Origin of the sequence: Serratia sp. JKS000199 (assembly GCF_900215455.1) — a bacterium.
GTDB classification, from domain to species: domain Bacteria; phylum Pseudomonadota; class Gammaproteobacteria; order Enterobacterales; family Enterobacteriaceae; genus Serratia; species Serratia ureilytica.
Genome location: NZ_LT907843.1, coordinates 4,797,361 through 4,818,967, shown reverse-complemented (window position 1 = coordinate 4,818,967; position 21,607 = coordinate 4,797,361). Strand labels below are relative to the sequence as shown.

Below are 21,607 nucleotides of genomic sequence, written 5' to 3'. Positions count from 1 at the left end.
ACCGGCATTACCCGGCAACGGGCAATACATCTCTGGAATCAAACGCTGTCATAACGGCCTTCAAGAATAAAAATCGCTGCCAAGCCCTTCCAGGCTGTTATGACCAAGGATCGCTATCATGAACATGAAAACTACTCTCGCTGCACTCGGTTTGCTGTCTGTCATCTCCTTTGGCGCGTCTGCCGCCCAGTTGGTGACTAACGATCAGACCGCCAATCTGCAATCTATCGGCACCATTACCGTCAGCGGTATCGACGGCGCACCGACCGACATTCGCCAGGCGCTGTCGGAGAAAGCCGATGCTAAAGGCGCGACCGCCTACCGCGTGATCGAAGCGCGTAACGAAGGCAACTACCACGCCACCGCCGAGATTTACAAATAACAACTCTGGGAACGGCTTTGCAGAGCTGATTACCCTCGTCACTGCCACTGCCGAGTTCTGACGCAAACGCCGATTTCCCAGAGACCCTCTCGTCGTCCTATCCGACGAACCCCGTTGCCCTCGCTCGCGAGGGCTTTTTTATGGGCGTAAAAAAGGCCGCGAATGCGGCCCTTAGGTTGGCTTATGCGGCTGAACAATCAGTAGGTCACCTTCGGTTCCTGCTTTTTCGCCAACGCGTCCAACAGGCGATCGTGAATGCCGCCGAAACCGCCGTTGCTCATCACCAGAATGTGGTCGCCCGGCTGTGCAGTTTTCACCACCATCTCCACCAACGTGTCGAGATCCGCGCTCCAGTGCGCCGGCTGCACGCAGGCATCCGCCACTTCCGCAACCTGCCACGGAATATGATGCGGCTGGAACAGGAACACTTCATCGGCACGGCCGAGCGAAGGCGCCAGATCGTTTTTGCTGATGCCCATTTTCATGGTGTTGGATCGCGGCTCCAGCACCGCCAGAATGCGCGCCGTGCCGCCTACCTTGCCGCGCAGCGCGGCCAGAGTGGCCAGGATCGCCGTCGGGTGGTGCGCGAAATCGTCGTAGACCGTGACGCCGTTGGCTTCGCCACGCAGCTCCAGGCGGCGACGGGCGTTGATGAAGTCGCCCAAGGCGCGGCAGGCGTCCGCCGGCTGCACGCCAACGTGACGGGTCGCCGCGATGGCCATCAGGCCGTTATGCATGTTGTGCTCGCCCACCAGCGCCCAGTTCACTTCGCCAACCTGCTCGCCGTCGAGGAACACCGCGTAATGACTGGCGTCCGGCGTCAGCTTCTGCGCGCGCCAGGTGCCCTCTTCGCCCACCAGCTCCTGTTCGCTCCAGCAGCCCATCGCCATCACCTGCTTCAGGTGGCTGTCGTTGTCCGGCAGGATGATCTTGCCTTTGCCCGGCACCAGGCGCACCAGGTGGTGGAATTGTTTCTGAATGGCTTTCAGATCGTCGAAGATATCGGCGTGGTCGAACTCCAGGTTGTTCATGATCAGCGTGCGCGGGCTGTAGTGCACGAACTTGGAGCGCTTGTCGAAGAACGCGCAGTCATACTCGTCGGCCTCGATCACGAAGAACGGGCTGCCGCCGAGGCGAGCCGAGACGTCGAAGTTGCCCGGCACGCCGCCGATGACGAAGCCCGGCTGGTAGCCGCAGGCTTCGAGGATCCAGGTCGCCATGCCAGCGGTGGTGGTTTTGCCGTGGGTGCCGGCGACCGCCAGTACCCAGCGATCGCGCAACACGGCGTCGTGCAGCCACTGCGGGCCGGAAACGTAAGGGATACCACGCTCCAGCACCGCCTCCACGCACGGGTTGCCGCGCGTCATGGCGTTGCCGATGATCACCAGATCCGGCGCCGGATCCAGCTGGGCCGGATCATAACCCTGAATAAGATCGATCCCCTGGTTCTCCAGCAGCGTGCTCATCGGCGGATAGACGTTGGCGTCCGAACCGGTGACGTCATGCCCCAGTGAGCGCGCCAGCATCGCCAGCCCGCCCATAAAGGTGCCACAGATCCCAAGAATGTGAATGCGCATAGGTTTCTCATGTGAGTGCATCGAATGTCGGCATATTCTAACGCTCAGAATCGTCCAGAAGAAATGGATTTGCCTATGAATGGCGCGCATCTTTGGGCTACACTGCTCGCGAAAACGTTGGCGGTTTGTTAACAGGCCGCTATCCATCCGTAGATTCAGGGATTGTGTCATGAAAACGTTAGGCGAATTTATCGTCGAGAAACAGCACGACTTCTCGCACGCCACCGGCGAGCTGACCGCGTTACTTTCTGCCATTAAACTGGGCGCCAAAATCATTCACCGCGACATCAACAAGGCCGGCCTGGTTGATATTCTGGGGACCAGCGGGGTGTCCAACGTACAGGGCGAAGTTCAGATGAAACTGGACCTGTACGCGAACGAAAAACTGAAAGCGGCGTTGAAAGCGCGTGGTGAAGTTGCGGGTATCGCTTCCGAAGAAGAAGATGAAATCGTGATATTCGACGGCGAGCGAGCTGAAAATGCCAAGTATGTCGTATTGATGGATCCGTTGGACGGTTCGTCCAACATTGATGTCAACGTCTCGGTCGGTACGATTTTCTCTATCTATCGTCGCATCACGCCGGTCGGCACGCCGGTGACCGAAGAAGACTTCCTGCAGCCGGGCAGCGCCCAGGTCGCAGCGGGTTACGTGGTTTACGGTTCGTCCACCATGCTGGTGTACACCACCGGTTACGGCGTCCACGCCTTCACGTACGATCCGTCTCTGGGCGTGTTCTGTCTCTCTCACGAGAAAGTGCGTTTCCCGGCGAGCGGCAACATGTATTCCATCAACGAAGGCAACTACATCAAGTTCCCTCTCGGCGTGAAGAAATACATCAAGTACTGCCAGGAGCAGGATGAAGCGACGCAGCGCCCTTACACCTCGCGCTACATCGGTTCTCTGGTGGCGGACTTCCACCGCAACCTGCTGAAAGGCGGCATCTACATCTACCCAAGCACCGCCAGCCACCCGCAAGGCAAGCTGCGCCTGCTGTACGAATGCAACCCGATGGCGTTCCTGGCCGAACAGGCCGGCGGCAAGGCCAGCGACGGCAAAAACCGCATTCTGGACATCACGCCGGTGAAACTGCACCAGCGCGCGCCATTCTTCGTCGGCACCAAGTCGATGGTGGAAGACGCAGAACGCTTCATCGCCGAAAACCCGGACGAGTAACGCGTTCTTTGCCAGGGTTCGGCGCCTTGCCGAACCCTTATTGCCTTACAGCTTGAACGCCGCCATGCTCTGCGCCAGCAGCTGAGCCTGATCTTCCAGCGAGCGCGTCGCCGCCGCAGACTCCTCCACCAGCGCCGCATTCTGTTGCGCCACCTGATCCATCTGCGCCACCGCCAGGTTCACCTGTTCGATACCGCTGCTTTGTTCGCGCGTCGCCGCCGAGATCTCACGCATCAACGCCGTCACCCGGCCCACTTCACCGGTGATGCCGCTCATGGTCTGCGCCGCCGACTCCACCATCTGTTCGCCTTCCTGCACCCGGTTTTGCGACGCTTCGATCAGCCCTTTGATCTCTTTCGCCGACTGGGCGCTGCGCTGCGCCAGGTTGCGCACTTCACCGGCCACCACCGCGAAACCGCGGCCCTGTTCGCCGGCGCGCGCGGCTTCCACCGCCGCGTTCAGCGCCAGGATGTTGGTCTGGAAGGCGATGCCGTCCATCACGCTGATGATATCGGCGATGCGGCGCGAGCTGTCGGTGATCGCCTGCATCTTGCTCATCACCTGGCTGACCACCTCACTGCCCTGGTTGGCGATATCGGACACGCTCAGCGCCAGCTGGTTGGCCTGTTCACAGTTCTCTGCGTTCATTTTCACCGTCGAGGTCAGCTGTTCCATGCTGGCGGCGGTCTCTTCCAGCGACGCGGCCGATTCTTCGGTGCGCTGCGCCAGATGCAGGTTGCCGGCCGCCAGTTCGCGCGAACCGGTGTCGATCTGGCTGCTGGCGTCACGCACTTTGCTGACCGAACTGGCCAGCGCCTGCTGCATGCGCAGCATCGCCCGCACCAGGCGCCCCATCTCGGTATCGCCCTCGCCACGGATCTCGTGGGTCAGATCGCCGCCGGCGATGTGTTCCAACTGCGCGATGGACTCGTCCAGCGGACGCAGAATAATCACGCGCAGCGCGAACCAGGCCAGCACCGCCAACAGCACGCTGAGCAGGCCCGCCACCACGATCAGCGAGATCTTGGTGCTGGCGTTGCTTTCCGCCTCATACACCTGCTTCTCGCCGAGCTTCATGGCGAAGCTGCGGAAATCGGTGAGATCCTTTTCAAACGCGATGCTCAAGGCGGAAATGCGCGTCTCCTGGATATGGTAATACTCATCGATCTTGCCGGCCTTGATGGCGGCGGCCATCGGCTTCACGCCCTGCTCCAGATAGGCGCGATAGCTGTTTTGCAGGCGGCTGGAGAGTTCGCGGCCGCGCTCGGTCACGGTGCCGACGCCGACAAAGCGCGCCATTTCCTTGTTCGACTGCTCGAGGTAGCCGTAGATGCGGCCCACGGTGGCGTCGGAGACATCAGTCTGGCCGATCTCCCGTTGGCGCACCGCCAGCGAGGCGGCGGTTCGGGCGCGCAGCGTCAGGTTGGAGCTGTTGGCCAGCGAGCCCAGCTCTTCGCCGAGGATCTGGTTTAAGGTATGGATCGAGCGCGATCCTTCGTTAATCGCGTTGACGCCAATAACGCTGACCATGATCAGCAGCATGGTCATCAGGCTCAGCAGGGCGATCAGCCCAGCCTTCACCGTAATCTTTTTTAGCATGAGTTCTTCCCGGCTTCAGAATAGTGAGATCAGACGTAGTAGGGGTGGCAAAACGCGGAGCCAGCTTTGCCGGCTCATTATTGTTTGTTGAAGTTATCGGCAGGCGGAGGCAAAACTTCATGCCGTGGCGGGATTAATCTGGAAATTATCCCTGCGTCGGCGCGCGGGGTTTTCGACGATGAAAAGGGCAGGAAATCGCAAAAGAGTCCGCTATAATAGCCGCCACTCCATTTCTGGTTTGATGATTAAAGGAAACCGACATGAGCTTGAATCTGGTCCCTGCTGGCAAAGACCTGCCGGAAGACATCTACGTAGTAATCGAAATCCCGGCCAACGCCGATCCAATCAAATACGAAATCGACAAAGAAACCGGCGCGCTGTTCGTTGACCGTTTCATGTCCACCGCGATGTTCTACCCGTGCAACTACGGCTACATCAACCACACCCTCTCTCTGGACGGTGACCCGGTTGACGTGCTGGTTCCAACCCCATACCCGCTGCAGCCGGGCTCCGTGATCCGCTGCCGTCCGGTTGGCGTGCTGAAAATGACCGACGAAGCCGGTGAAGACGCCAAGCTGGTTGCGGTGCCGCACAGCAAGCTGACCAAAGAGTACGATCACGTGAAAGACGTGAACGACCTGCCGGAACTGCTGAAAGCCCAGATCGCTCACTTCTTCGAGCACTACAAAGATCTGGAAAAAGGCAAATGGGTGAAAGTGGAAGGCTGGGCAGACGCTGCCGCGGCTAAAGCGGAAATCATCGCCTCCTTCGAACGCGCTGCCAAGAAGTAATTCCAGCCGCCGTCCGATGAAAAAACACCGCTCATTGAGCGGTGTTTTTTTTCTTACTGTTCTTCGAGACGCTTCAGCCAGTCACCGCTGGTAATTCGCGGGTAACCGTCCACGCTGTGTTTGTACAGGTAGATCCACGCACTCCCATAAGGCGTCTGAATCAGCTCGCGCTTATAGTCCTTGGTGTTGCTTTTCAGTTCGTCCAGCTCTGCCAGAATCGATGAGTTAATACGATACACCTCGCAATGTATCGTGCCCTCTCCAGGGATCGCCGCCGGGTAATGGCCCAGATTGTAAATCTGATAGCCTTCGAGCTCGTGCTCGCCGAGCCATTGGGCGTTGGTCATCCAATGGCTGTTTCCCTGTTTGCGTCGTAAACTGCCGTAGACAATTATTCGCATCGCTAAAACTCAAACTGATAGAGCAAATCTAATGCCTGGTCGAGACCAGACACCGCTTCAAGATACAACTTAGGCATCAGGCGATAACGCAACGTCAGCGTGGCCAGCGAGTCGAAAATGCCCACCCCATATTTTACTTGTAAGCCTGGGAGGACATAGCCGCTCACGACAACCTGGGAATTGTCGCCAACCCCTTGAGTGTCCAGAGCCAAATTACTCACGCCGAATGCCTCGCCGATTTTACCCACAAGTTGACCACTTTGTGCAACCCCCATGCCGATTAACATCGACGTCATGGCGTTGCCGTCGGCGCCTGAGCTGTTCAAGCCCTGGCCGCGCAGCAGATAAGACAGGGCTTCCTGTTGCGATTTGGCCGGATCGGAGAACACTTCCAGCTTCGGCGCATCCGCCAGGCCGGTCACGCGCACGCCGGCGGTCACGTCGTCCTCGGTGGATTCCGGGTTGCGGATCGCTTCGATATTGAGCAGCGGCTGATCCGGCGGGCCGGAGAACATCAGCTGCCCTTTACGCACGATCAAATCCTGACCATAAGCATGGAAGCGACCGGAAGGGATGTCAATCTGGCCATTGAGGCCCAGCCCTTTCTTGTCCTGCACCACTTTCAAATCACCCTTCAGGCGGGCTTTGAGGCCGAAGGCGTCCAGCCGCACGTCATTGCCGACGTGGATCATCAGGTTGCTGTTGATCGGAATCGAGGCGGTCTTCGGTTGAATCGGCTTCAGCTGGTCGTCCAGCATCACTTCGTCGGAAGAGACGCCCACCGCGCTTTCCGGCAGCTCCTGCACCGTGATGCGCGCCCAAGGGATGTCGACCTTGCCGTTGAGCGAGAACAGCTGCGGCGTGGCTTCGAACACCAGATCCGGCGACACGTCGATGCGGATCATCGGCGGCACCGTCACCCGCAGTTTGTCGCCCTTGGCGGCAATGCGCGCACGCCAGGCGTTGATGTCACGCCAGTCGGCATCGCCCGCCAGATTCAGCTGGCCGCGCGTGGTGCTGAGCAGCCCTTCCAGCGTCGAGGTCATGCCATTGAAATTCACCGCCAGCCGCGCGTCGGTCATATCGAACGGCATCCAGTGGCCCTGCACCTTCGCCCGATCCAACGCCAGACGCCCGAACACCAGCGGCTTCTGCGCGCTGCCGCCCAGACGCAGGTTGGCGTTCAGCATGCCCGCCGCGCTTTCGCCCTTCATCAGCGCCGGGTTAATCAGCGCCAACGAAATGTTGGTGATATTGACGTTGCCGCTGATGGTGCGCCGCACCTGCGGATCCGCCACCTGGATATTGCCGTCGAACTGGCCGTTGTTGGTCAGTTTGATCCGCCAGTCGGCCTGCGCGCGGCCGTTGTTCAGACCGGCGTTGAGGGTCAGCGTATCGAAGGCGATCGGCAGCGCGTTGCCCTGCACCTGCTGCACCACCTTGACGCCGTTGCCGGCCAACGTGACCTTCGCCTCCGGCAGCGCGCCGCCCGGTTTCCAGCTGACGTCGGCCCGGCCGGTGAACACGCCGCTCAGGGCGGTCTCCGGGCCGAGGAACGGCTTGATCATCGCCAGATCGAACCGGTTGAGCACCACGCTGGCCTGGCCGCTCTGGCCGGCTTCGATGGTCTTCGGCACGCACAGCTCGGCGTTCGGGTTCTGCCAACAGTGCGGCCCGATGCTGATTTTCTGCGCGGTGTTCAGGTAGTCCAGCGCGATGGCGCGCGTCAGGCGCCACTCCCCCACCGGCGTATCGAAGCGGGTATTGTTCAGATTGCCGCGCCAGCGCTGCTGCTGACGATCGAAGCTGCCCTGCAGCGCCAGCTGGCCGGAGACCGGCTTACCGTCGATCTTCAACTGCAGCTGATGCTGCTTCTCGCTGCCTTTGGCGTCGAGGGTCAGCAGGCTGACTTCCAGCGCGTCCTGCTTCAGTTGCTCGACGCGAACCGCCAACTGCCCCTGGATCTGATCCGTGGAGCGCACGTCACCGTCGATCTTCACCCGGTTGATGCGCAGCGCCTGCCACTGCAAGCCGGAAGCGGTCAAATCCGCCAGCAGCTGCGGCGCCTGCAGATTGCCGCGCAGTTTCAACAGCCCTTTGGCGGTGCCGCCGAGGCCCGGCAGCGCGCCGTCCAGACGCGGCGCGTCGATGTTGGCGTCCAGATTCCAGCTCTTCTCGTCCAGCTGCCCTTTGACGTTCAGCTGGTTGCGCCCCAACGTCAGATCGATGCCGGGGATTTTCCACTGCCCGGCGGCGTTACCGCTCAGCGTGCCGCGCGCCGTGACCTTATTCTGCTTCACGTTGCCGTCCAGCTGCAGCACCGGCACCTGCAACTGCCAGCTGCCGCCGTGCAGGCTGCCGCGCGTGGTGATCTTGCCATCCAGCTTCGCCGGCCATTCCGGCCACTGCTTGGCGGTATTGATGCCGCTCAGCGTCAATTGCGAGTTCCAGCTGATGGCCTTGCTCCAGTCCACCAGCGCGGTGAGATCGGTATTACCCTGCAGCGCCGCCAGCCGCAGGCGCTCCAGCTTGAACTGCTCGACGTTGCCTTTGCCGTCCAGCGTCAGCACCGCCGGCGGCAGATCCTGACCTTTCAGATTAGCGCGCGTCGACAACGCATAGTCGGTCGCCTTGCCGTTAAAGCGCAGGCGGAAATCGTTAACCTGGTACTGCGCCTCGCCGCTCAGCGGCCATTTCAGCTGTTTGCTCTGCAGCGTCAGCGCCAGCGGCAGGCCGGCTTCGGCCAGCCGGGTTTGCACATCGAGCTGGGCGCCGACCGGGCCGGACAGGTTCAGCGCCACCTTCAGCTCATCACGCAACCCGCCGCCGATGTTCAGCTTCACCTTCTCGCCCTTCAACGGGTCGATGTTCAACGCGCTGTTGGCGGTCAGGGCCACCGGCCAATCGCCGGTCAGGGTCGCCTGCCCCTGCACCGACAGCGTACCCTGCGGCGACTTCACGTCGAAGTTGTCCAGCTGGATATGCTGATCCTGCGTGCTGGCCTGCAGCAACAGACTCGTGATCAGCACGTCGGTATCGCCGGTCAAGCGCAGCTGTTCACCGCTGATCTCTTTCACGGTGATATCCAGCGGCAGGCGGATGTCCGGCAGATCCGGCAACAGCGGTTTGGCGAACAGTTCCTTCAGCGTTTCGCCAAGCGGCTTCTCTTCCGGCTGCGGCGCCGGTTTCGCCGCGTCGGTAACCTGCTCACCGACCTTTTTCGCCACCTCGACCGCCGGTTGCACCGCTTCCGGCAACGGATTTTGCGGCGTTTTCGGCAAGGCGATCAGCAACGAGCCGATCTTGGTCGGCATCAGCGTCAGCGCACGCTCTTGCCACTGTGCGCCGGTGCGGAACTCGGCCAGAGAAATGGCGGTGTCGTCGACGGTGACCTTGACGTTGTTCAGCGCCAACAGGCGCAGGGTGATCGGATAAGGCGTACTGAGATTGGTGGTCGGCTCGCTGCTCTCCTCCACCGGCGCGGAGGGCGCCATCTCTTTGGTGTTCACCGCCACGTCCACGTCCTGAGCAGTCAAGGCGTTGACGCACAGCGAGCTGCGTTTAAAGCAGGAGAGATCGAGGGACAGATGGAATTGCCCGGCGTTGACCGTCACGCCCGGCATCTGATACTTCACGCCCTTCAGCGTCAGATCGCGCCAGCCGCCGCTGACGCCGGCGATCTCCAGCCCCGGCACCCAGCGCGCCGCGCCGTTGATGACCATGTGCAAACCGGTGGTGGTCCCCACCAGAAAGGCCAGTCCGCCGATCAGCAGCAGCAGAACGACCAGAAATCCGAGACAAATCTTTTTAACCAGGCTCATAGTTCAGGCCCCAAACCGATGTAGAACTGCATCCCGTGAGTGTCCTTGTCTCCCACGGGCGCGGCGATATCCAGCTTCACCGGCCCCACCGGCGACTGCCAGCGCACGCCTACGCCGGCGCCGGTCTTGAAGTTGCTCTGCTTGATATCGTTCACCGCTTCACCGGAATCGACGAACATCGCCCCCCACCATTTGCCGGTCACGTTGTATTGATACTCCAGCGAGCCGGTCAGCATCTTGGAGGCGCCGGTCAGCTTGCCGTCGTCGCCGCGCGGAGAAATGTCTTTGTACTTGTAGCCGCGAATGCTGCGGTCACCGCCGGCGAAGAAGCGCAAATCCGGCGGCACCTTGTCGAAGTCGTTGGTTTCTATCCATCCCACCTGCCCGCGCGCCACGAAACGATGCTTGTCGGCGAGCGTGCGGATCCAGACGTTCTGCGCCTGCATCAGCGCGAAGTCCACGCCCGAGCCCCAGGTGGTGTCGGATACGTCGATGGAGTAGCGCTGGCTGTCGCCCCAGGTCGGCATCAGGCCGCCGCGCGAGCGGGTGCGGTTGAAGCTGACGCCGGGGTACAGCAGCATGGTGGTGTTGCTGACGTTGCCCTGGGTAAAGTTATCCCAGCGCCAGGTCAGGTTGATCGCCCGCTGCCAGCCGCTGGAGAGATCCCAGTTGCGCGAAGCCACCACTTTGGAGGTCACGGATTTGGTGTCGTTAAGGTCGACGTTCTTGAGCCCGCCCTGCAGCAGGTAATACTGCTCCAGCGGATTCTTCAACAGCGGGATCTTATAGGTCAGATCCAGCTGCTGCTCCGGCGCCGACACGCTGGCACTGGTTTCCAGGCTGTGGCCGCGATCGTTGAGCCAGGGCTTTTTCCAGGTGCCTTTCACCCGCGGGCCGACGTCGGTGGAGTAACCGATACCGGTTTCGATGGTATTGCGCGTACGCGGCGTTACCAGCGCGTCCAACGGCAAAATCTTGTTCTCTTTGGCATCGTTGAAATCAGGGGACACCACCACCGAGTTGAACCAGTTGGTGGCGGACAAACGGCGGTTCAGCTCGGCCAAATCCTCCGAACTGTAGTAATCCCCCTGATGAAAGGGCACCAGATTTTGCAGATAGTCTTCGCGGATTTGCGAACCGGTGAATTTCACCTTGCCGAAGCGGTAACGTTCGCCGCTGTTGAAATCGATATCCCAAAACGCCTTGTGCAGATCTTCTGCCACGCCGAGTTGGCTTTTGGTCATGTCGGCGTCGAAGTAGCCTTTGCGCAGCGCCAGGCCGGTCAGCGAGCCTTTGAAACTGTCATACTTGCCGTGGTTGAGGATCTCGCCGATGGTCGGCCGATCCTTCTTTACCAGCGCCAGGTAGTCCTCATCGGTCTTCGCGCCGCCTTCCAGCACGATGTTGGCGCCGGCGATGCGCACCGGTTCGCCCGGATTGACCTTGGCATGCAGCACCGGACGCGACATCCCCGGCCGATCGTCCAGCGTAAACTCGATGGTCGGCTGGTAATAACCGAGCGCGCGCAGCCCCTGGCGCACCGCCTCATCCACCCGTGCGCGGAAGCGACCGTCGGTGCCGACCTCTTCAGGCGTGATCGACGACAGCCGCACCCGGACGTTTTTTTCCAACTCTCCGCTTAACCCCTCCACCTGCAGCCGCACGTTGGCCGCATAGGCTGCAGGTGCCGCAAGCAACACAGATATCAAGCACATGACCGGGTACTTTGGCACGTGTTCTCCTTATTGATTTTACTTTCCTGTTATGGTGTTCGCTCCGGGGCCAGGGCAGACTCCGCGCTATCATGACGGCAGCCCTCTTCAACCTTCTTCCGGACGCCGCCCGCTGCGCTTTGCCGCCGCGCAACAGGCGAATTCTTCACTTTTGGCGCTCAAAATACTGCGTTAAGCTTATACAAAATCCCACTTGCCGCTTATTGTGGGCAAAGACGCGGTGAGATACAACCGAACCGCCGCCATGTAGGGTCAATTCTTACTGTGACAACAGGAGTCAACCGTGGTGCCATTTTTTGATAAATCACAAACCGTCGATAAGGCAAGCGCGCTGCCTGGCCGCACCACGCCAATGCCTGTCGCAACGCTCAACGTCGTCACCGAACACTCGATGACTCAGGTGCCGGCCGGCATGGAAGTGGCGATCTTCGCCATGGGCTGTTTCTGGGGCGTTGAGCGTCTGTTCTGGCAACAGCCGGGCGTCTACAGCACCGCCGCCGGCTACAGCGGCGGCTACACGCCGAACCCGACCTACCGCGAAGTGTGCAGCGGCCAGACCGGCCACGCCGAAGTGGTGCGCGTGGTGTTCGATCCGCAGGTCGTCAGCTACAAGCAGCTGCTGCAGGTGTTCTGGGAAAATCACGATCCGGCGCAGGGCATGCGCCAGGGCGGCGACGTCGGCACGCAGTACCGCTCGGCGATTTACACGCTGAGCCCAGAGCAGCAGGCCGAGGCGGAAAGCAGCCTGCAACGCTTCCAGCAGGCGATGGCGGCGGCGGGCGACAAGCGCGTCATCACCACCGAGATCGCGCCGGCGCTGCCGTTCTATTATGCGGAAGACGATCACCAGCAGTACCTGTTCAAAAACCCGGAAGGTTACTGCGGGCTGGGCGGCATCGGCGTTTGCCTGCCGCCGCAGGGCTGATCCGATGCCGGCCGGCGGCACTTTTTTAACCGCTGGCGGCCCCTGTGGGGCAACTGCTATACTGTAGGGGCCGCTTCTGCGGCCCGATAGCTTCCCTTCTGGTTGTTATCGCTGCTTTTTTTACTATGTACTACCCTTCCTCAAGAGCGCCGGCATCCCGTCGGCACGTATGGATAGATTATGTTAAACAGTATTTTACTGATTCTTTTTCTGATCGCGGTGAGTGCGTTTTTCTCACTGTCGGAAATCTCTCTGGCCGCCTCGCGCAAGATCAAACTGAAGCTGATGGCGGACGAAGGCAACATCAACGCCGCCAGAGTGCTTAAACTGCAAGAAACCCCTGGCATCTTCTTCACCGTGGTGCAGATCGGCCTGAACGCCGTGGCCATCCTCGGCGGTATCGTCGGCGACGCGGCGTTTTCCGGCACCTTCCAACAGTTCTTTATTCGCTTCCTGTCGCCCGAACTGGCGGAACAGGTCAGCTTCATCTGCTCCTTCGTGCTGGTGACCAGCCTGTTTATCCTGTTCGCCGATTTGACCCCGAAGCGCATCGGTATGATTGCACCAGAGACGGTCGCCGTCCGGATCATCAACCCGATGCGTTTCTCCATCATGATCTTCCGCCCGCTGGTGTGGTTCTTCAACGGCATGGCCAACCTGATCTTCCGCATGTTCAAGCTGCCGATGGTGCGTAAAGACGACATCACCTCCGATGACATCTACGCGGTGGTGGAAGCCGGCGCCCTGGCGGGCGTGCTGCGCAAGCAGGAGCACGAGCTGATTGAAAACGTGTTCGAACTGGAGTCGCGCACCGTGCCGTCTTCGATGACCTCGCGCGAAAGCGTGGTGTACTTCGATCTGCGCGAAAGCGAAGAGAGCATCAAGGAAAAGGTCTCGACCCATCCGCACTCCAAGTTCCTGGTGTGCGACGGCCATATCGATCAGGTGGTGGGTTACGTCGATTCCAAAGACCTGCTGAACCGCGTGCTGGGCAACCAGAGCCTGGTGCTGAGCAGCGGCGTGCAGATCCGCTCGGCGCTGATCGTGCCGGACACGTTGACGCTGTCCGAAGCGCTGGAAAGCTTCAAAACTGCCGGCGAAGACTTCGCGGTGATCCTCAATGAATATGCGTTGGTGGTGGGCATCATCACCCTTAACGACGTGATGACCACGCTGATGGGCGATCTGGTCGGCCAGGGCCAGGAAGAGCAGATCGTGGCGCGCGACGAAAGCTCATGGCTGATTGAAGGCGGCACGCCGATCGACGACGTGATGCGCGTGCTGGATATCGACGAGTTCCCGCAGGCGGGCAACTACGAAACCATTGGCGGCTTTATGATGTACATGCTGCGCAAGATCCCGAAACGCACCGACTTCGTCAAATACGCCGGCTACAAGTTCGAAGTGGTGGATATCGACAGCTACAAGATAGATCAGCTGCTGGTCACCCGACTGAGCGACAAACCGGCGGCGGTGCTGCCGAAAGCGCCGGACGACACGCCTGCGGCCTGACGGCGCGAAGGACAAAAACATCAGCGGCCCCATCGGGGCCGCATTTTTTTACCGCTGTCAGCGCCGTGTTCAGCCGACCTCGGCCTGCAGCAGCAGCACCTGGCGGTTCACTTCGGACATCACGCTGAAATGGCGCTTGTCGCGAATCTTCGGCGGCAGGATTTTCCCCTCGTCGAATTCAAATGCGCCCACGTCCTTGATATACAGCCTTCCGCGAAACAGGGTCTTAACGTACTTCGCCACTTTCAAAGGGTTATAACGCTGGAAGATTCTCATTCTTTTACGCTCCTCCCGTTGATCCATGCGCTCAGCGAGCCGCCAAAGGTGGCAGCCTCGAAATTCAGAACGCAACTTGATTGCATGTAGTAGACCCAGTAAAGACCAGATCGTTCACTTCCGCCCGGTGATCTGCACTGGATTTACACTTTTTGACAGAATTGTATATGATGATTTATAACGTTTTCAGGATATCCCTTCAAAATCTGATGATTAGCGAACCAAGGGAAAAACTGCGATCCGGTTAACAGGACAGACCTCTTATCACATCCTATGCTTTAGGCTGTCGAAGTGCTGTCGCACAAATTCCCCCATTTACAAGGAGAAAGCATGAAAACAAGTCGCATGCTGATGGTATCCCTGCTGCTCGCCCCGCTTTTCGCTTCCGCGCACAACTTCCAGCTCCAGCAGCGCGTGGCGCCGGTTGGCGTCAGCGATAAAGGAGAGCTCAATTACGCTGACGGTAATTTTAGCTACCAGAATTGGAACAGCGCGCAGCTCAGTGGAAAAGTGCGGGTGATACAGCACATTGCCGGTCGCAGCTCCGCCAAAGACATGAACGACCCACTGATTGAAGCGATTAAGAAGGCGAAACTACCACACGATCGTTACCAAACGACGACAATCGTCAACACCGACGATGCCCTGATGGGCACCGCCATGTTCGTGCGCAGCAGCATCGAAGACAGCAAGAAAGAGTTCCCGTGGTCGCAGTTTATCGTCGACAGCGACGGCAACGTGCGCAAAGCCTGGGATCTGCAGCCGAAAGGTTCCGCCATCGTGGTGCTGGATAAGCAAGGGCGCATTCAGTTCGCCAAAGACGGCGCGCTGACGCCGGAAGAGGTGCAGCAGGTGATGTCCAAGCTGCACCAGCTGTTGGCGAACTGACTCAGAACAGCGAAACCCGGAAGCCGGGGTTGAGGAAAGATTCACGCGGGGTATAGAGCAACGGCTTGCCCTGCCAATCGTGAATTTGCGCCCCGGCGGCCACCGCCACCGCGTGTCCTGCGGCGGTATCCCAAATATTGGTTGGCCCGAAGCGCGGATAGAGCTGCGCCTTGCCTTCCGCCACCAGGCAGAACTTCAGTGAGGAACCGACGGACACGGTCTGGTGCTCGCCCAGCTGCTGCAGATAGTCTTTCAATTCGTCGTCGATATGCGAGCGGCTCACCACCACCAGCGGCGGATGCGCGTTGCTGACGCCGATCGCCTGCCGCACGCCCTTCTCTTCTTTCCAGGCCTTGCCGCGCTCCGCCAGATACAACACGTCGATCGCCGGGGCGTACACCACGCCCATCACCGCCTGCCCGTCTTCAATCAGGGCGATATTGACCGTGAACTCGCCATTGCGATGCAAGAACTCTTTGGTGCCGTCCAGCGGATCGACCAGCCAGTAGCGCGTCCAGTTGCGGCGCTCTTCCCACGCCGGCGGATCCTCTTCCGACAGCAGCGGCACCTCCGGCGTCAACGCCGCCAGGCCGCGCTTGATGATGTGATGCGCCGCCAGATCGGCCGCCGTCACCGGTGAGTCATCTTTTTTCTTTGCGACATCAAGCGGTTGTTCACCGTCGTACACCGCCATGATCGCCGCCCCCGCCTCGCGGGACAGTTGGCAAATTCGCTCTAACATCATGCACCTCAACTCTGCATCTCCGTGGGAAATTTCCCTCTGTCTCTGCTAGCAGACTAGTTTTTTTTACGCCGAATATCCATCTCAACCGGCTAAGCTACGGGAATTCCTCAGATCTTGTTGGGCACAACTGTGAACTTCCCCGCGTTACCCGCCGCCGTTTTCTGCCACACTTCACAGTTTACTGTGGCAAGCAGTGTTAATTACATTTCCCTCTGCGATAACACTCGAATAATGGAATGGAGAGAACCCCAAATGATGAAGCATCCACTAACGCTGTCCGCGCTTGCGCTGCTGGTATGCGCCTCGGCGCAGGCGGCCACCGTCGATCTGCGCGTGCTGGAAACCACCGATCTGCACAGCAACATGATGGACTTCGATTACTACAAGGACACGCCGACCGACAAGTTCGGCCTGGTGCGCACCGCCAGCCTGATCCAACAGGCGCGCCAGCAGGCCGCCAACGCGGTGTTGGTGGATAACGGCGACATCATTCAGGGCAGCCCGCTCGGCGATTACATGGCGGCCAAGGGGCTGAAACCGGGCGACGTGCACCCGGTCTATAAGGCGATGAACACGCTGGACTATGTGGTCGGCAACATCGGCAACCATGAGTTCAACTACGGGCTGGACTACCTGAAGAACGCCATCGCCGGCGCCAAATTCCCGTACATCAACGCCAACGTCATCGACGCCAAAACGCAAAAACCGCTGTTCACGCCATACATCATCGTCGATACCCCGGTGAAGGATCGCGATGGCAAGGCGCATACGCTGCGCATCGGCTACATCGGCTTCGTGCCGCCGCAGATCCTGGTGTGGGACAAAGCCAACCTGCAGGGCAAAGTGACGGTGGACGACATCACCGCCACCGCCAAGCGCTACGTGCCGCAGATGCGTAAACAGGGCGCCGATCTGGTGGTGGCAATCCCGCATTCCGGGTTGTCCAGCGAGCCTTACAAGGCGATGGCGGAAAACTCGGTCTATTACCTCAGCCAGGTGCCCGGCATCGACGCCATCATGTTCGGCCACGCCCACGCGGTGTTCCCGAGCAAGGACTTCGCCAACATCAAAGGCGCGGATATCGACAAAGGCCTGCTGAATGGCGTACCGGCGGTGATGCCGGGCCAATGGGGCGACCATCTCGGCGTGGTCGATCTGCAGCTCAACAACGATGGCGGTAGCTGGAAAGTGACCGCCGCCAAAGCGGAAGCGCGGCCGATCTACGACAAAGAGAACAAGAAATCGCTGGCGGCGGAAGATGCCGCGCTGGTGAAGGTGTTGGCGGACGATCACAAAGGCACGCGCGAGTTCGTCAGCCAGCCGATCGGTAAATCCGACGGCAACATGTACAGCTACCTGGCGCTGGTGCAGGACGATCCGACGGTGCAGATCGTCAACAATGCGCAGAAGGCCTACGTCGAACATTACATCCAGGGCGACCCGGACCTGGCCGATCTGCCGGTGCTGTCCGCGGCGGCCCCGTTCAAGGTCGGCGGCCGCAAGAACGACCCCGCCAGCTTCGTCGAAGTGGAAAAAGGCCAGCTCACCTTCCGCAACGCCGCCGATCTCTATCTCTATCCCAATACGCTGGTAGTGGTGAAGGCCAGCGGCAAAGAGGTGAAAGAGTGGCTGGAGTGCTCCGCCGGCCAGTTCAACCAGATCGACGTCAACAGCGCCAAGCCGCAAGGCTTGATCAACTGGGACGGCTTCCGCACCTATAACTTCGACGTGATCGACGGCGTCAACTACCAGATCGACGTCAGCCAACCGGCGCGCTACGACGGCGAATGCCAGCTGATCAACGCTAAGGCGGAGCGCATCAAGCAGCTGACCTTCAACGGCAAGCCGATCGATCCGAACGCCACCTTCCTGGTTGCCACCAACAACTACCGCGCCTACGGCGGCAAGTTTGCCGGCACCGGCGACAAACATATCGCCTTCGCTTCGCCGGATGAAAACCGCTCGGTGCTGGCGGCCTACATCACCGCCGAAACCCAGCGGCATGGCGCGGTGCGCCCGCAGGCGGACAACAATTGGCGTTTGGCTAACTTCAGCAGCAAGCAGCCGCTGGATATCCGCTTCGAGACCTCGCCATCGGACAAAGCGACGGCGTTTATCAAGGAGCACGCCCAATACCCGATGAGCGCCGCAGACAGCGACAGCATCGGCTTCGCGGTTTATCGCATCGATTTAAGCGCGAAATAATCGCCAGGCCGGGGCAATCCCCCGGCCATCTCCTCTATTTTCCCGCTGGCGCGCCCATTAAATTGCATTTAAAATGCATGTTATAAAATTCCTTCGTTTAAAGAGGCACTACCATGGATTACCGCAATCAATCCCTTGGCGCGCTCGCTATCGCCATTCCCCGGGCATCCCGCCTGTTTCGCCAGCATCAGCTGGATTTCTGCTGCGGCGGCAGGCAATCGCTGGCACGCGCCGCCGAGCGCAAAGGGCTGGATATCGACAGACTGGAAAACGAACTGGCCGCCCTGGCCGCCACGCCGGCGCACAGTCGGGACTGGCGCACGGCGCCGCTCGGTGAGGTGATCGATTACATTCTGCCGCGCTTTCATCAGCGGCACCGCGAGCAGTTGTCCGAACTGGTGCTAATGGCGGAAAAAGTCGAACGCGTGCATGGCGACAAACCCACCTGCCCGCGCGGACTGGCGAAGCAGCTGAACCTGATCCGTCTGGATCTGGAGGATCACATGATGAAAGAGGAGCAGATCCTGTTCCCGCTGATCAAACAGGGCATGGGGCCGCAGGCCGCCGGACCGATCTCGGTGATGGAACACGAGCATGACGAGGCGGGTGAGCAATTGGAGGTGGTGAAATTCCTCACCGATAACGTGACGCCGCCGGAGGGCGCCTGTACCACCTGGCGAGCGCTGTATAACGGCATCGATGAGTTCATCGGCGATCTGATGGAGCACATCAGCCTGGAAAACAATCTGCTGTTCCCGCGCGCGCTGAGCGGCGCATAAAACAAGGGCGCCATAAAGGCGCCCAGAGCAATCCTCGGTAGGATTACAGGATTTCCAGCAGCTCGACGTCGAACACCAGCGCGCTGAACGGCGGGATGGACGCGCCTGCGCCACGTTCGCCGTAGGCCAGGTTGTGCGGGATATACAGCTGCCATTTGGAACCGACCGGCATCAGGGTCAGCGCTTCGATCCAGCCTGGGATCACGCCGCTGACCGGGAATTCTGCCGGCTGGCCGCGCTCGACCGAGCTGTCGAACACGTCACCGTTGATCAGACGACCGGTGTAGTGCACACGAACGCGATCCTGACGGGACGGGATTGGGCCGTTGCCCTGCTCCAGTACGGAGAACTGCAGGCCTGACTCGGTCAGCGTCACGTCGTCGCGCTTGGCGTTGTCGTCCAGGAATTTCTGGCCTTCAACGGCCATCGCCTGCTGGCGCTCGCGGCGCACCGCATCCGCACGCTCGTGGATTTCACGCAGCGCACGGTGCACCACGTCTACCGGAACCGCCGGGGCATTCCCTTCCAGCGCGTCGCGCAGACCCGCCAGCAAAGCTTCCGGTTGCAAACCTTCCAGCCCGGACTCTTGCAGCTGCTGGCCGACCTGTAAACCAATCCCGTAACTTGCTTGCGCTTCAACGCTGTCAAAAGAAGGGGTTGTCATGGGGTTTTCCTTAAGTCTGTAAAAAGTCGAAAGCGCAGCATAACAGCGCGTCAATGCCGGGTAAAATCTTGTGTGGAGAATGATGACTTTTGTCGTAGAAAAAGAAACAATAACCTTCTGTTAACGCCCGCAGCCGCAAACCCCGGCCCTGCCGCTCAGCCGCCTTTCACTTCAATCAGTTAGCGGACTATACTGAAAGCAGGATATCGGGCAGGCGACGCGCTTGCCGCGCCGCGCTTATTATTACGCCGTCGAAGAGAGGTCACCATGGGCAGAATCGCGCCCAGGAAAAGGAAAACCACCCGCATCTACCAGCCGCTGCTGCGCACCTGGCTGAACATCAGCCAGCGCCTGAAACCCGGCGCCGCACCCACGCAGGAAGACGCGGAGTCGCCATCGGAACCGCCGTCGGCCAACGACAAGATGCAGCGGGTCAAAGCGCTGCTGGCCAAAGTCTGGCATCTGCCGGACGGTTTCCATTGGATGGAACCACTGCCCTACTTTCACCGCCGCTGGGTGCTGATCTTCGGCATCATTCTGCTGCTGGCGTTGCTGTGGCCCTACTCGCCCGAAAGACAGCCGTTCCCGGTCTCTCAGCAGGAAACCAGCGTGCCGCTGCAGGCTGAGCTGCAAAACGGCGGTGGCGCCGCCACGCCGGCCAACGAACCGACGCCGGCGGGCAACTGGCAGCGTTATCAGATCCAGCCCGGCCAGACGCTGGCCCAGCTGTTTCGCGACAACAATCTGCCGGTGAATGAGGTGTTCGCCATGGCGCAGGTGGAAGGCGGTGACAAGCCGCTGAGCAACATGAAAGCCGGTCAGGAAGTGCGCATCGAACGCGACGCCAACGGCGTGATTAACGCGCTGTCGGTCACCACCGTGGACAACAGCCAGGCGCTGTTCCGCCGCCAGGCCGACGGCAGCTACCGCCGGGAACGTTAATCGCTAAAGCTGCGCCAGCAGAAACTCGCGCAGCACTACGCCCTGGTTGTGCGCGGTATCTTTGCTGCCATACAGCAGCGTCAGCGCCTCCCCCTGCCGCAACAGCGCCACCAGCGGCTGCCAGGCGTCGTTGGCCGCCAGCTGTTGGCGGTAACGCGCCTCGAAGGCTTCCCACTGGTCGGTATGCTGATGGAACCACTTGCGCAGCTCGTCATCCGGCGCCACCTGTTTCAACCACTGCACGCCCGCCAGCCTCTCCTTGCTGATGCCGCGCGGCCATAGCCTGTCTATCAGATAGCAATGCGCCGGCGCCGGCGCGCTGAAGTCGTAAACCCGCTGTAGCGTAATCGTTGCCATCGCACGCTCTCCCTTTTCATCCCGTCTTCAAGCGTAGCGCGTTTTGCCGGGCGCAGAAAAGCAAAACGCCAGCGCGAGGCTGGCGTTTTAACCGGGTTAACAGCAGCGTAAATTACGCTTCTGCAACCACAACTACATTCAGCTGTGCGAACACGTCGCTGTGTACCTGGAAGTGCACTTCGTGCTCGCCAGTGGTACGCAGAACGCCGTTCGGCAGACGAACTTCGCTCTTGGCAACTTCAACGCCTGCCGCAGTCACTGCGTCAGCGATGTCGCGGGTGCCGATAGAGCCGAACAGTTTACCTTCGTCGCCAGATTTGGAAGCGATGGTCACTGAACCCAGTTCGTTGATCTTGGTTGCGCGAGCTTCAGCAGCAGCCAGAACGTCAGCCAGTTTGGCTTCCAGTTCAGCACGGCGTGCTTCGAAGAACTCAACGTTTTTCTTGGTAGCAGGAACAGCTTTGCCCTGTGGTACCAGGAAGTTACGAGCGTAGCCCGCTTTAACGTTAACTTGATCACCCAGGCTGCCCAGGTTTGCTACTTTATCAAGCAGAATAACTTGCATTACCTTATCCTCTCAAAGTCGTTAATGGACAGTGGCCGATTACTGATGACGATCAGTGTACGGCAACAAAGACAGGTAGCGCGCGCGCTTGATAGCACGGGCCAGCTGGCGCTGATATTTTGCACGAGTACCGGTGATACGGCTCGGTACAATTTTACCACTTTCGGTGATGTAGTTTTTCAGCGTAGCGATGTCTTTATAGTCAATCTCTTGAACGCCTTCCGCGGTGAAACGGCAGAACTTGCGACGACGGAAATAACGTGCCATTTGG

General features: G+C 59.9%; 20 protein-coding genes. 9 read left to right on the top strand and 11 right to left on the bottom strand.

What is annotated here, in order from left to right; all coding sequences use genetic code 11:
- The first annotated feature begins 118 nt into the window (after nt 1-118).
- Complete coding sequence (yhcN, locus tag CPH57_RS22780) at nt 119-382, top strand: peroxide/acid stress response protein YhcN (protein WP_025305042.1); 264 nt, start codon at nt 119-121, stop codon at nt 380-382.
- Between the two features lie 197 nt (nt 383-579).
- Here yhcN and mpl read toward each other — a convergent pair whose 3' ends face one another.
- On the bottom strand, nt 580-1,959 hold the full coding sequence (gene mpl, locus CPH57_RS22775; protein WP_033651482.1) for a UDP-N-acetylmuramate:L-alanyl-gamma-D-glutamyl-meso-diaminopimelate ligase: 1,380 nt from the start codon (nt 1,957-1,959) through the stop codon (nt 580-582).
- A 169-nt stretch (nt 1,960-2,128) separates the two neighbouring features.
- On the opposite strand from mpl, the gene fbp reads away from it, so the two are divergent.
- Entirely contained in the window at nt 2,129-3,133 is a 1,005-nt protein-coding gene (gene fbp, locus CPH57_RS22770) for a class 1 fructose-bisphosphatase (protein ID WP_004933587.1), read from the top strand.
- Between the two features lie 45 nt (nt 3,134-3,178).
- Here fbp and CPH57_RS22765 read toward each other — a convergent pair whose 3' ends face one another.
- A complete protein-coding gene (locus tag CPH57_RS22765) occupies nt 3,179-4,732 on the bottom strand; it encodes a methyl-accepting chemotaxis protein (protein ID WP_096242736.1) in 1,554 nt (517 codons plus the stop codon).
- A gap of 260 nt (nt 4,733-4,992) precedes the next feature.
- Here CPH57_RS22765 and ppa point away from each other — a divergent pair, with 260 nt between their 5' ends.
- The gene (gene ppa, locus CPH57_RS22760; protein ID WP_004933594.1) at nt 4,993-5,523 is read left to right on the top strand and encodes an inorganic diphosphatase; all 531 of its coding nucleotides are present in this window, start codon (nt 4,993-4,995) and stop codon (nt 5,521-5,523) included.
- A gap of 53 nt (nt 5,524-5,576) precedes the next feature.
- Here ppa and CPH57_RS22755 read toward each other — a convergent pair whose 3' ends face one another.
- From CPH57_RS22755 to CPH57_RS22745, 3 genes are read right to left on the bottom strand one after another with little or no spacing between them, the layout of a single operon-like run.
- Nucleotides 5,577-5,924 carry a gamma-glutamylcyclotransferase gene (locus CPH57_RS22755; RefSeq protein WP_025159589.1) on the bottom strand — a complete coding sequence of 116 codons (348 nt, stop codon included), beginning with the start codon at nt 5,922-5,924 and terminating at the stop codon, nt 5,577-5,579.
- Nucleotides 5,925-5,926: 2 nt separating this feature from the next.
- The gene (locus CPH57_RS22750; protein ID WP_033641644.1) at nt 5,927-9,745 is read right to left on the bottom strand and encodes a translocation/assembly module TamB domain-containing protein; all 3,819 of its coding nucleotides are present in this window, start codon (nt 9,743-9,745) and stop codon (nt 5,927-5,929) included.
- A complete protein-coding gene (locus CPH57_RS22745) occupies nt 9,742-11,460 on the bottom strand; it encodes an autotransporter assembly complex family protein (RefSeq protein ID WP_169539905.1) in 1,719 nt (572 codons plus the stop codon). The genes CPH57_RS22750 and CPH57_RS22745 overlap by 4 nt, the downstream gene beginning before the upstream one ends.
- A gap of 304 nt (nt 11,461-11,764) precedes the next feature.
- On the opposite strand from CPH57_RS22745, the gene msrA reads away from it, so the two are divergent.
- Together msrA and CPH57_RS22735 are read left to right on the top strand one after the other, a co-directional pair.
- Nucleotides 11,765-12,403, top strand: coding sequence for a peptide-methionine (S)-S-oxide reductase MsrA (gene msrA / locus CPH57_RS22740; RefSeq protein WP_089195519.1), 639 nt, complete (start codon nt 11,765-11,767; stop codon nt 12,401-12,403).
- 180 nt (nt 12,404-12,583) lie between these two features.
- Nucleotides 12,584-13,915, top strand: a complete 1,332-nt coding sequence (locus CPH57_RS22735) for a hemolysin family protein (protein WP_033641641.1) — start codon at nt 12,584-12,586, stop codon at nt 13,913-13,915.
- Between the two features lie 69 nt (nt 13,916-13,984).
- Here CPH57_RS22735 and CPH57_RS22730 read toward each other — a convergent pair whose 3' ends face one another.
- Nucleotides 13,985-14,191, bottom strand: coding sequence for a DUF1107 domain-containing protein (locus CPH57_RS22730; RefSeq protein WP_033641639.1), 207 nt, complete (start codon nt 14,189-14,191; stop codon nt 13,985-13,987).
- Between the two features lie 330 nt (nt 14,192-14,521).
- Here CPH57_RS22730 and CPH57_RS22725 point away from each other — a divergent pair, with 330 nt between their 5' ends.
- Entirely contained in the window at nt 14,522-15,079 is a 558-nt protein-coding gene (locus CPH57_RS22725) for a YtfJ family protein (RefSeq protein ID WP_025159587.1), read from the top strand.
- 1 nt (nt 15,080) lies between these two features.
- Here the strand turns inward: CPH57_RS22725 and cysQ are convergent, their stop codons facing one another.
- Nucleotides 15,081-15,821 (bottom strand): 3'(2'),5'-bisphosphate nucleotidase CysQ, encoded by a 741-nt coding sequence (gene cysQ / locus CPH57_RS22720; RefSeq protein WP_168177224.1) that lies wholly within the window; start codon nt 15,819-15,821, stop codon nt 15,081-15,083.
- A 255-nt stretch (nt 15,822-16,076) separates the two neighbouring features.
- Here cysQ and CPH57_RS22715 point away from each other — a divergent pair, with 255 nt between their 5' ends.
- Nucleotides 16,077-18,029 carry a bifunctional 2',3'-cyclic-nucleotide 2'-phosphodiesterase/3'-nucleotidase gene (locus CPH57_RS22715; protein WP_096242734.1) on the top strand — a complete coding sequence of 651 codons (1,953 nt, stop codon included), beginning with the start codon at nt 16,077-16,079 and terminating at the stop codon, nt 18,027-18,029.
- Between the two features lie 113 nt (nt 18,030-18,142).
- Nucleotides 18,143-18,808 (top strand): iron-sulfur cluster repair protein YtfE, encoded by a 666-nt coding sequence (gene ytfE, locus CPH57_RS22710; RefSeq protein WP_033641636.1) that lies wholly within the window; start codon nt 18,143-18,145, stop codon nt 18,806-18,808.
- A 43-nt stretch (nt 18,809-18,851) separates the two neighbouring features.
- Here ytfE and fklB read toward each other — a convergent pair whose 3' ends face one another.
- Entirely contained in the window at nt 18,852-19,472 is a 621-nt protein-coding gene (gene fklB / locus CPH57_RS22705; RefSeq protein ID WP_004933618.1) for an FKBP-type peptidyl-prolyl cis-trans isomerase, read from the bottom strand.
- Between the two features lie 267 nt (nt 19,473-19,739).
- Between fklB and CPH57_RS22700 the strand changes: the two genes are divergently transcribed.
- A complete protein-coding gene (locus CPH57_RS22700; protein WP_046688104.1) occupies nt 19,740-20,414 on the top strand; it encodes an OapA family protein in 675 nt (224 codons plus the stop codon).
- Between the two features lie 3 nt (nt 20,415-20,417).
- Here CPH57_RS22700 and CPH57_RS22695 read toward each other — a convergent pair whose 3' ends face one another.
- The 3 genes from CPH57_RS22695 to rpsR all read right to left on the bottom strand — a co-directional run bounded on the left by CPH57_RS22695 (nt 20,418) and on the right by rpsR (nt 21,603).
- A complete protein-coding gene (locus CPH57_RS22695; protein WP_033641634.1) occupies nt 20,418-20,771 on the bottom strand; it encodes a DUF488 domain-containing protein in 354 nt (117 codons plus the stop codon).
- A 112-nt stretch (nt 20,772-20,883) separates the two neighbouring features.
- Nucleotides 20,884-21,336: a 50S ribosomal protein L9 gene (gene rplI / locus CPH57_RS22690; protein WP_004933629.1), complete on the bottom strand. Its 453-nt coding sequence runs from the start codon at nt 21,334-21,336 to the stop codon at nt 20,884-20,886.
- A gap of 39 nt (nt 21,337-21,375) precedes the next feature.
- On the bottom strand, nt 21,376-21,603 hold the full coding sequence (rpsR, locus tag CPH57_RS22685; RefSeq protein ID WP_000135199.1) for a 30S ribosomal protein S18: 228 nt from the start codon (nt 21,601-21,603) through the stop codon (nt 21,376-21,378).
- Between the last annotated feature and the right edge of the window lie 4 nt (nt 21,604-21,607).

Bases quoted from the DNA above. Each gene is read 5' to 3' on its own strand.
- yhcN (WP_025305042.1), top strand. From the start codon at position 119: ATGAACATGAAAACTACTCTCGCTGCACTCGGTTTGCTGTCTGTCATC.
- mpl (WP_033651482.1), bottom strand. From the start codon at position 1,959: ATGCGCATTCACATTCTTGGGATCTGTGGCACCTTTATGGGCGGGCTG.
- fbp (WP_004933587.1), top strand. From the start codon at position 2,129: ATGAAAACGTTAGGCGAATTTATCGTCGAGAAACAGCACGACTTCTCG.
- CPH57_RS22765 (WP_096242736.1), bottom strand. From the start codon at position 4,732: ATGCTAAAAAAGATTACGGTGAAGGCTGGGCTGATCGCCCTGCTGAGC.
- ppa (WP_004933594.1), top strand. From the start codon at position 4,993: ATGAGCTTGAATCTGGTCCCTGCTGGCAAAGACCTGCCGGAAGACATC.
- CPH57_RS22755 (WP_025159589.1), bottom strand. From the start codon at position 5,924: ATGCGAATAATTGTCTACGGCAGTTTACGACGCAAACAGGGAAACAGC.
- CPH57_RS22750 (WP_033641644.1), bottom strand. From the start codon at position 9,745: ATGAGCCTGGTTAAAAAGATTTGTCTCGGATTTCTGGTCGTTCTGCTG.
- CPH57_RS22745 (WP_169539905.1), bottom strand. From the start codon at position 11,460: ATGTGCTTGATATCTGTGTTGCTTGCGGCACCTGCAGCCTATGCGGCC.
- CPH57_RS22735 (WP_033641641.1), top strand. From the start codon at position 12,584: ATGTTAAACAGTATTTTACTGATTCTTTTTCTGATCGCGGTGAGTGCG.
- CPH57_RS22730 (WP_033641639.1), bottom strand. From the start codon at position 14,191: ATGAGAATCTTCCAGCGTTATAACCCTTTGAAAGTGGCGAAGTACGTT.
- CPH57_RS22725 (WP_025159587.1), top strand. From the start codon at position 14,522: ATGAAAACAAGTCGCATGCTGATGGTATCCCTGCTGCTCGCCCCGCTT.
- cysQ (WP_168177224.1), bottom strand. From the start codon at position 15,821: ATGTTAGAGCGAATTTGCCAACTGTCCCGCGAGGCGGGGGCGGCGATC.
- CPH57_RS22715 (WP_096242734.1), top strand. From the start codon at position 16,077: ATGATGAAGCATCCACTAACGCTGTCCGCGCTTGCGCTGCTGGTATGC.
- ytfE (WP_033641636.1), top strand. From the start codon at position 18,143: ATGGATTACCGCAATCAATCCCTTGGCGCGCTCGCTATCGCCATTCCC.
- fklB (WP_004933618.1), bottom strand. From the start codon at position 19,472: ATGACAACCCCTTCTTTTGACAGCGTTGAAGCGCAAGCAAGTTACGGG.
- CPH57_RS22700 (WP_046688104.1), top strand. From the start codon at position 19,740: ATGGGCAGAATCGCGCCCAGGAAAAGGAAAACCACCCGCATCTACCAG.
- CPH57_RS22695 (WP_033641634.1), bottom strand. From the start codon at position 20,771: ATGGCAACGATTACGCTACAGCGGGTTTACGACTTCAGCGCGCCGGCG.
- rplI (WP_004933629.1), bottom strand. From the start codon at position 21,336: ATGCAAGTTATTCTGCTTGATAAAGTAGCAAACCTGGGCAGCCTGGGT.
- rpsR (WP_000135199.1), bottom strand. From the start codon at position 21,603: ATGGCACGTTATTTCCGTCGTCGCAAGTTCTGCCGTTTCACCGCGGAA.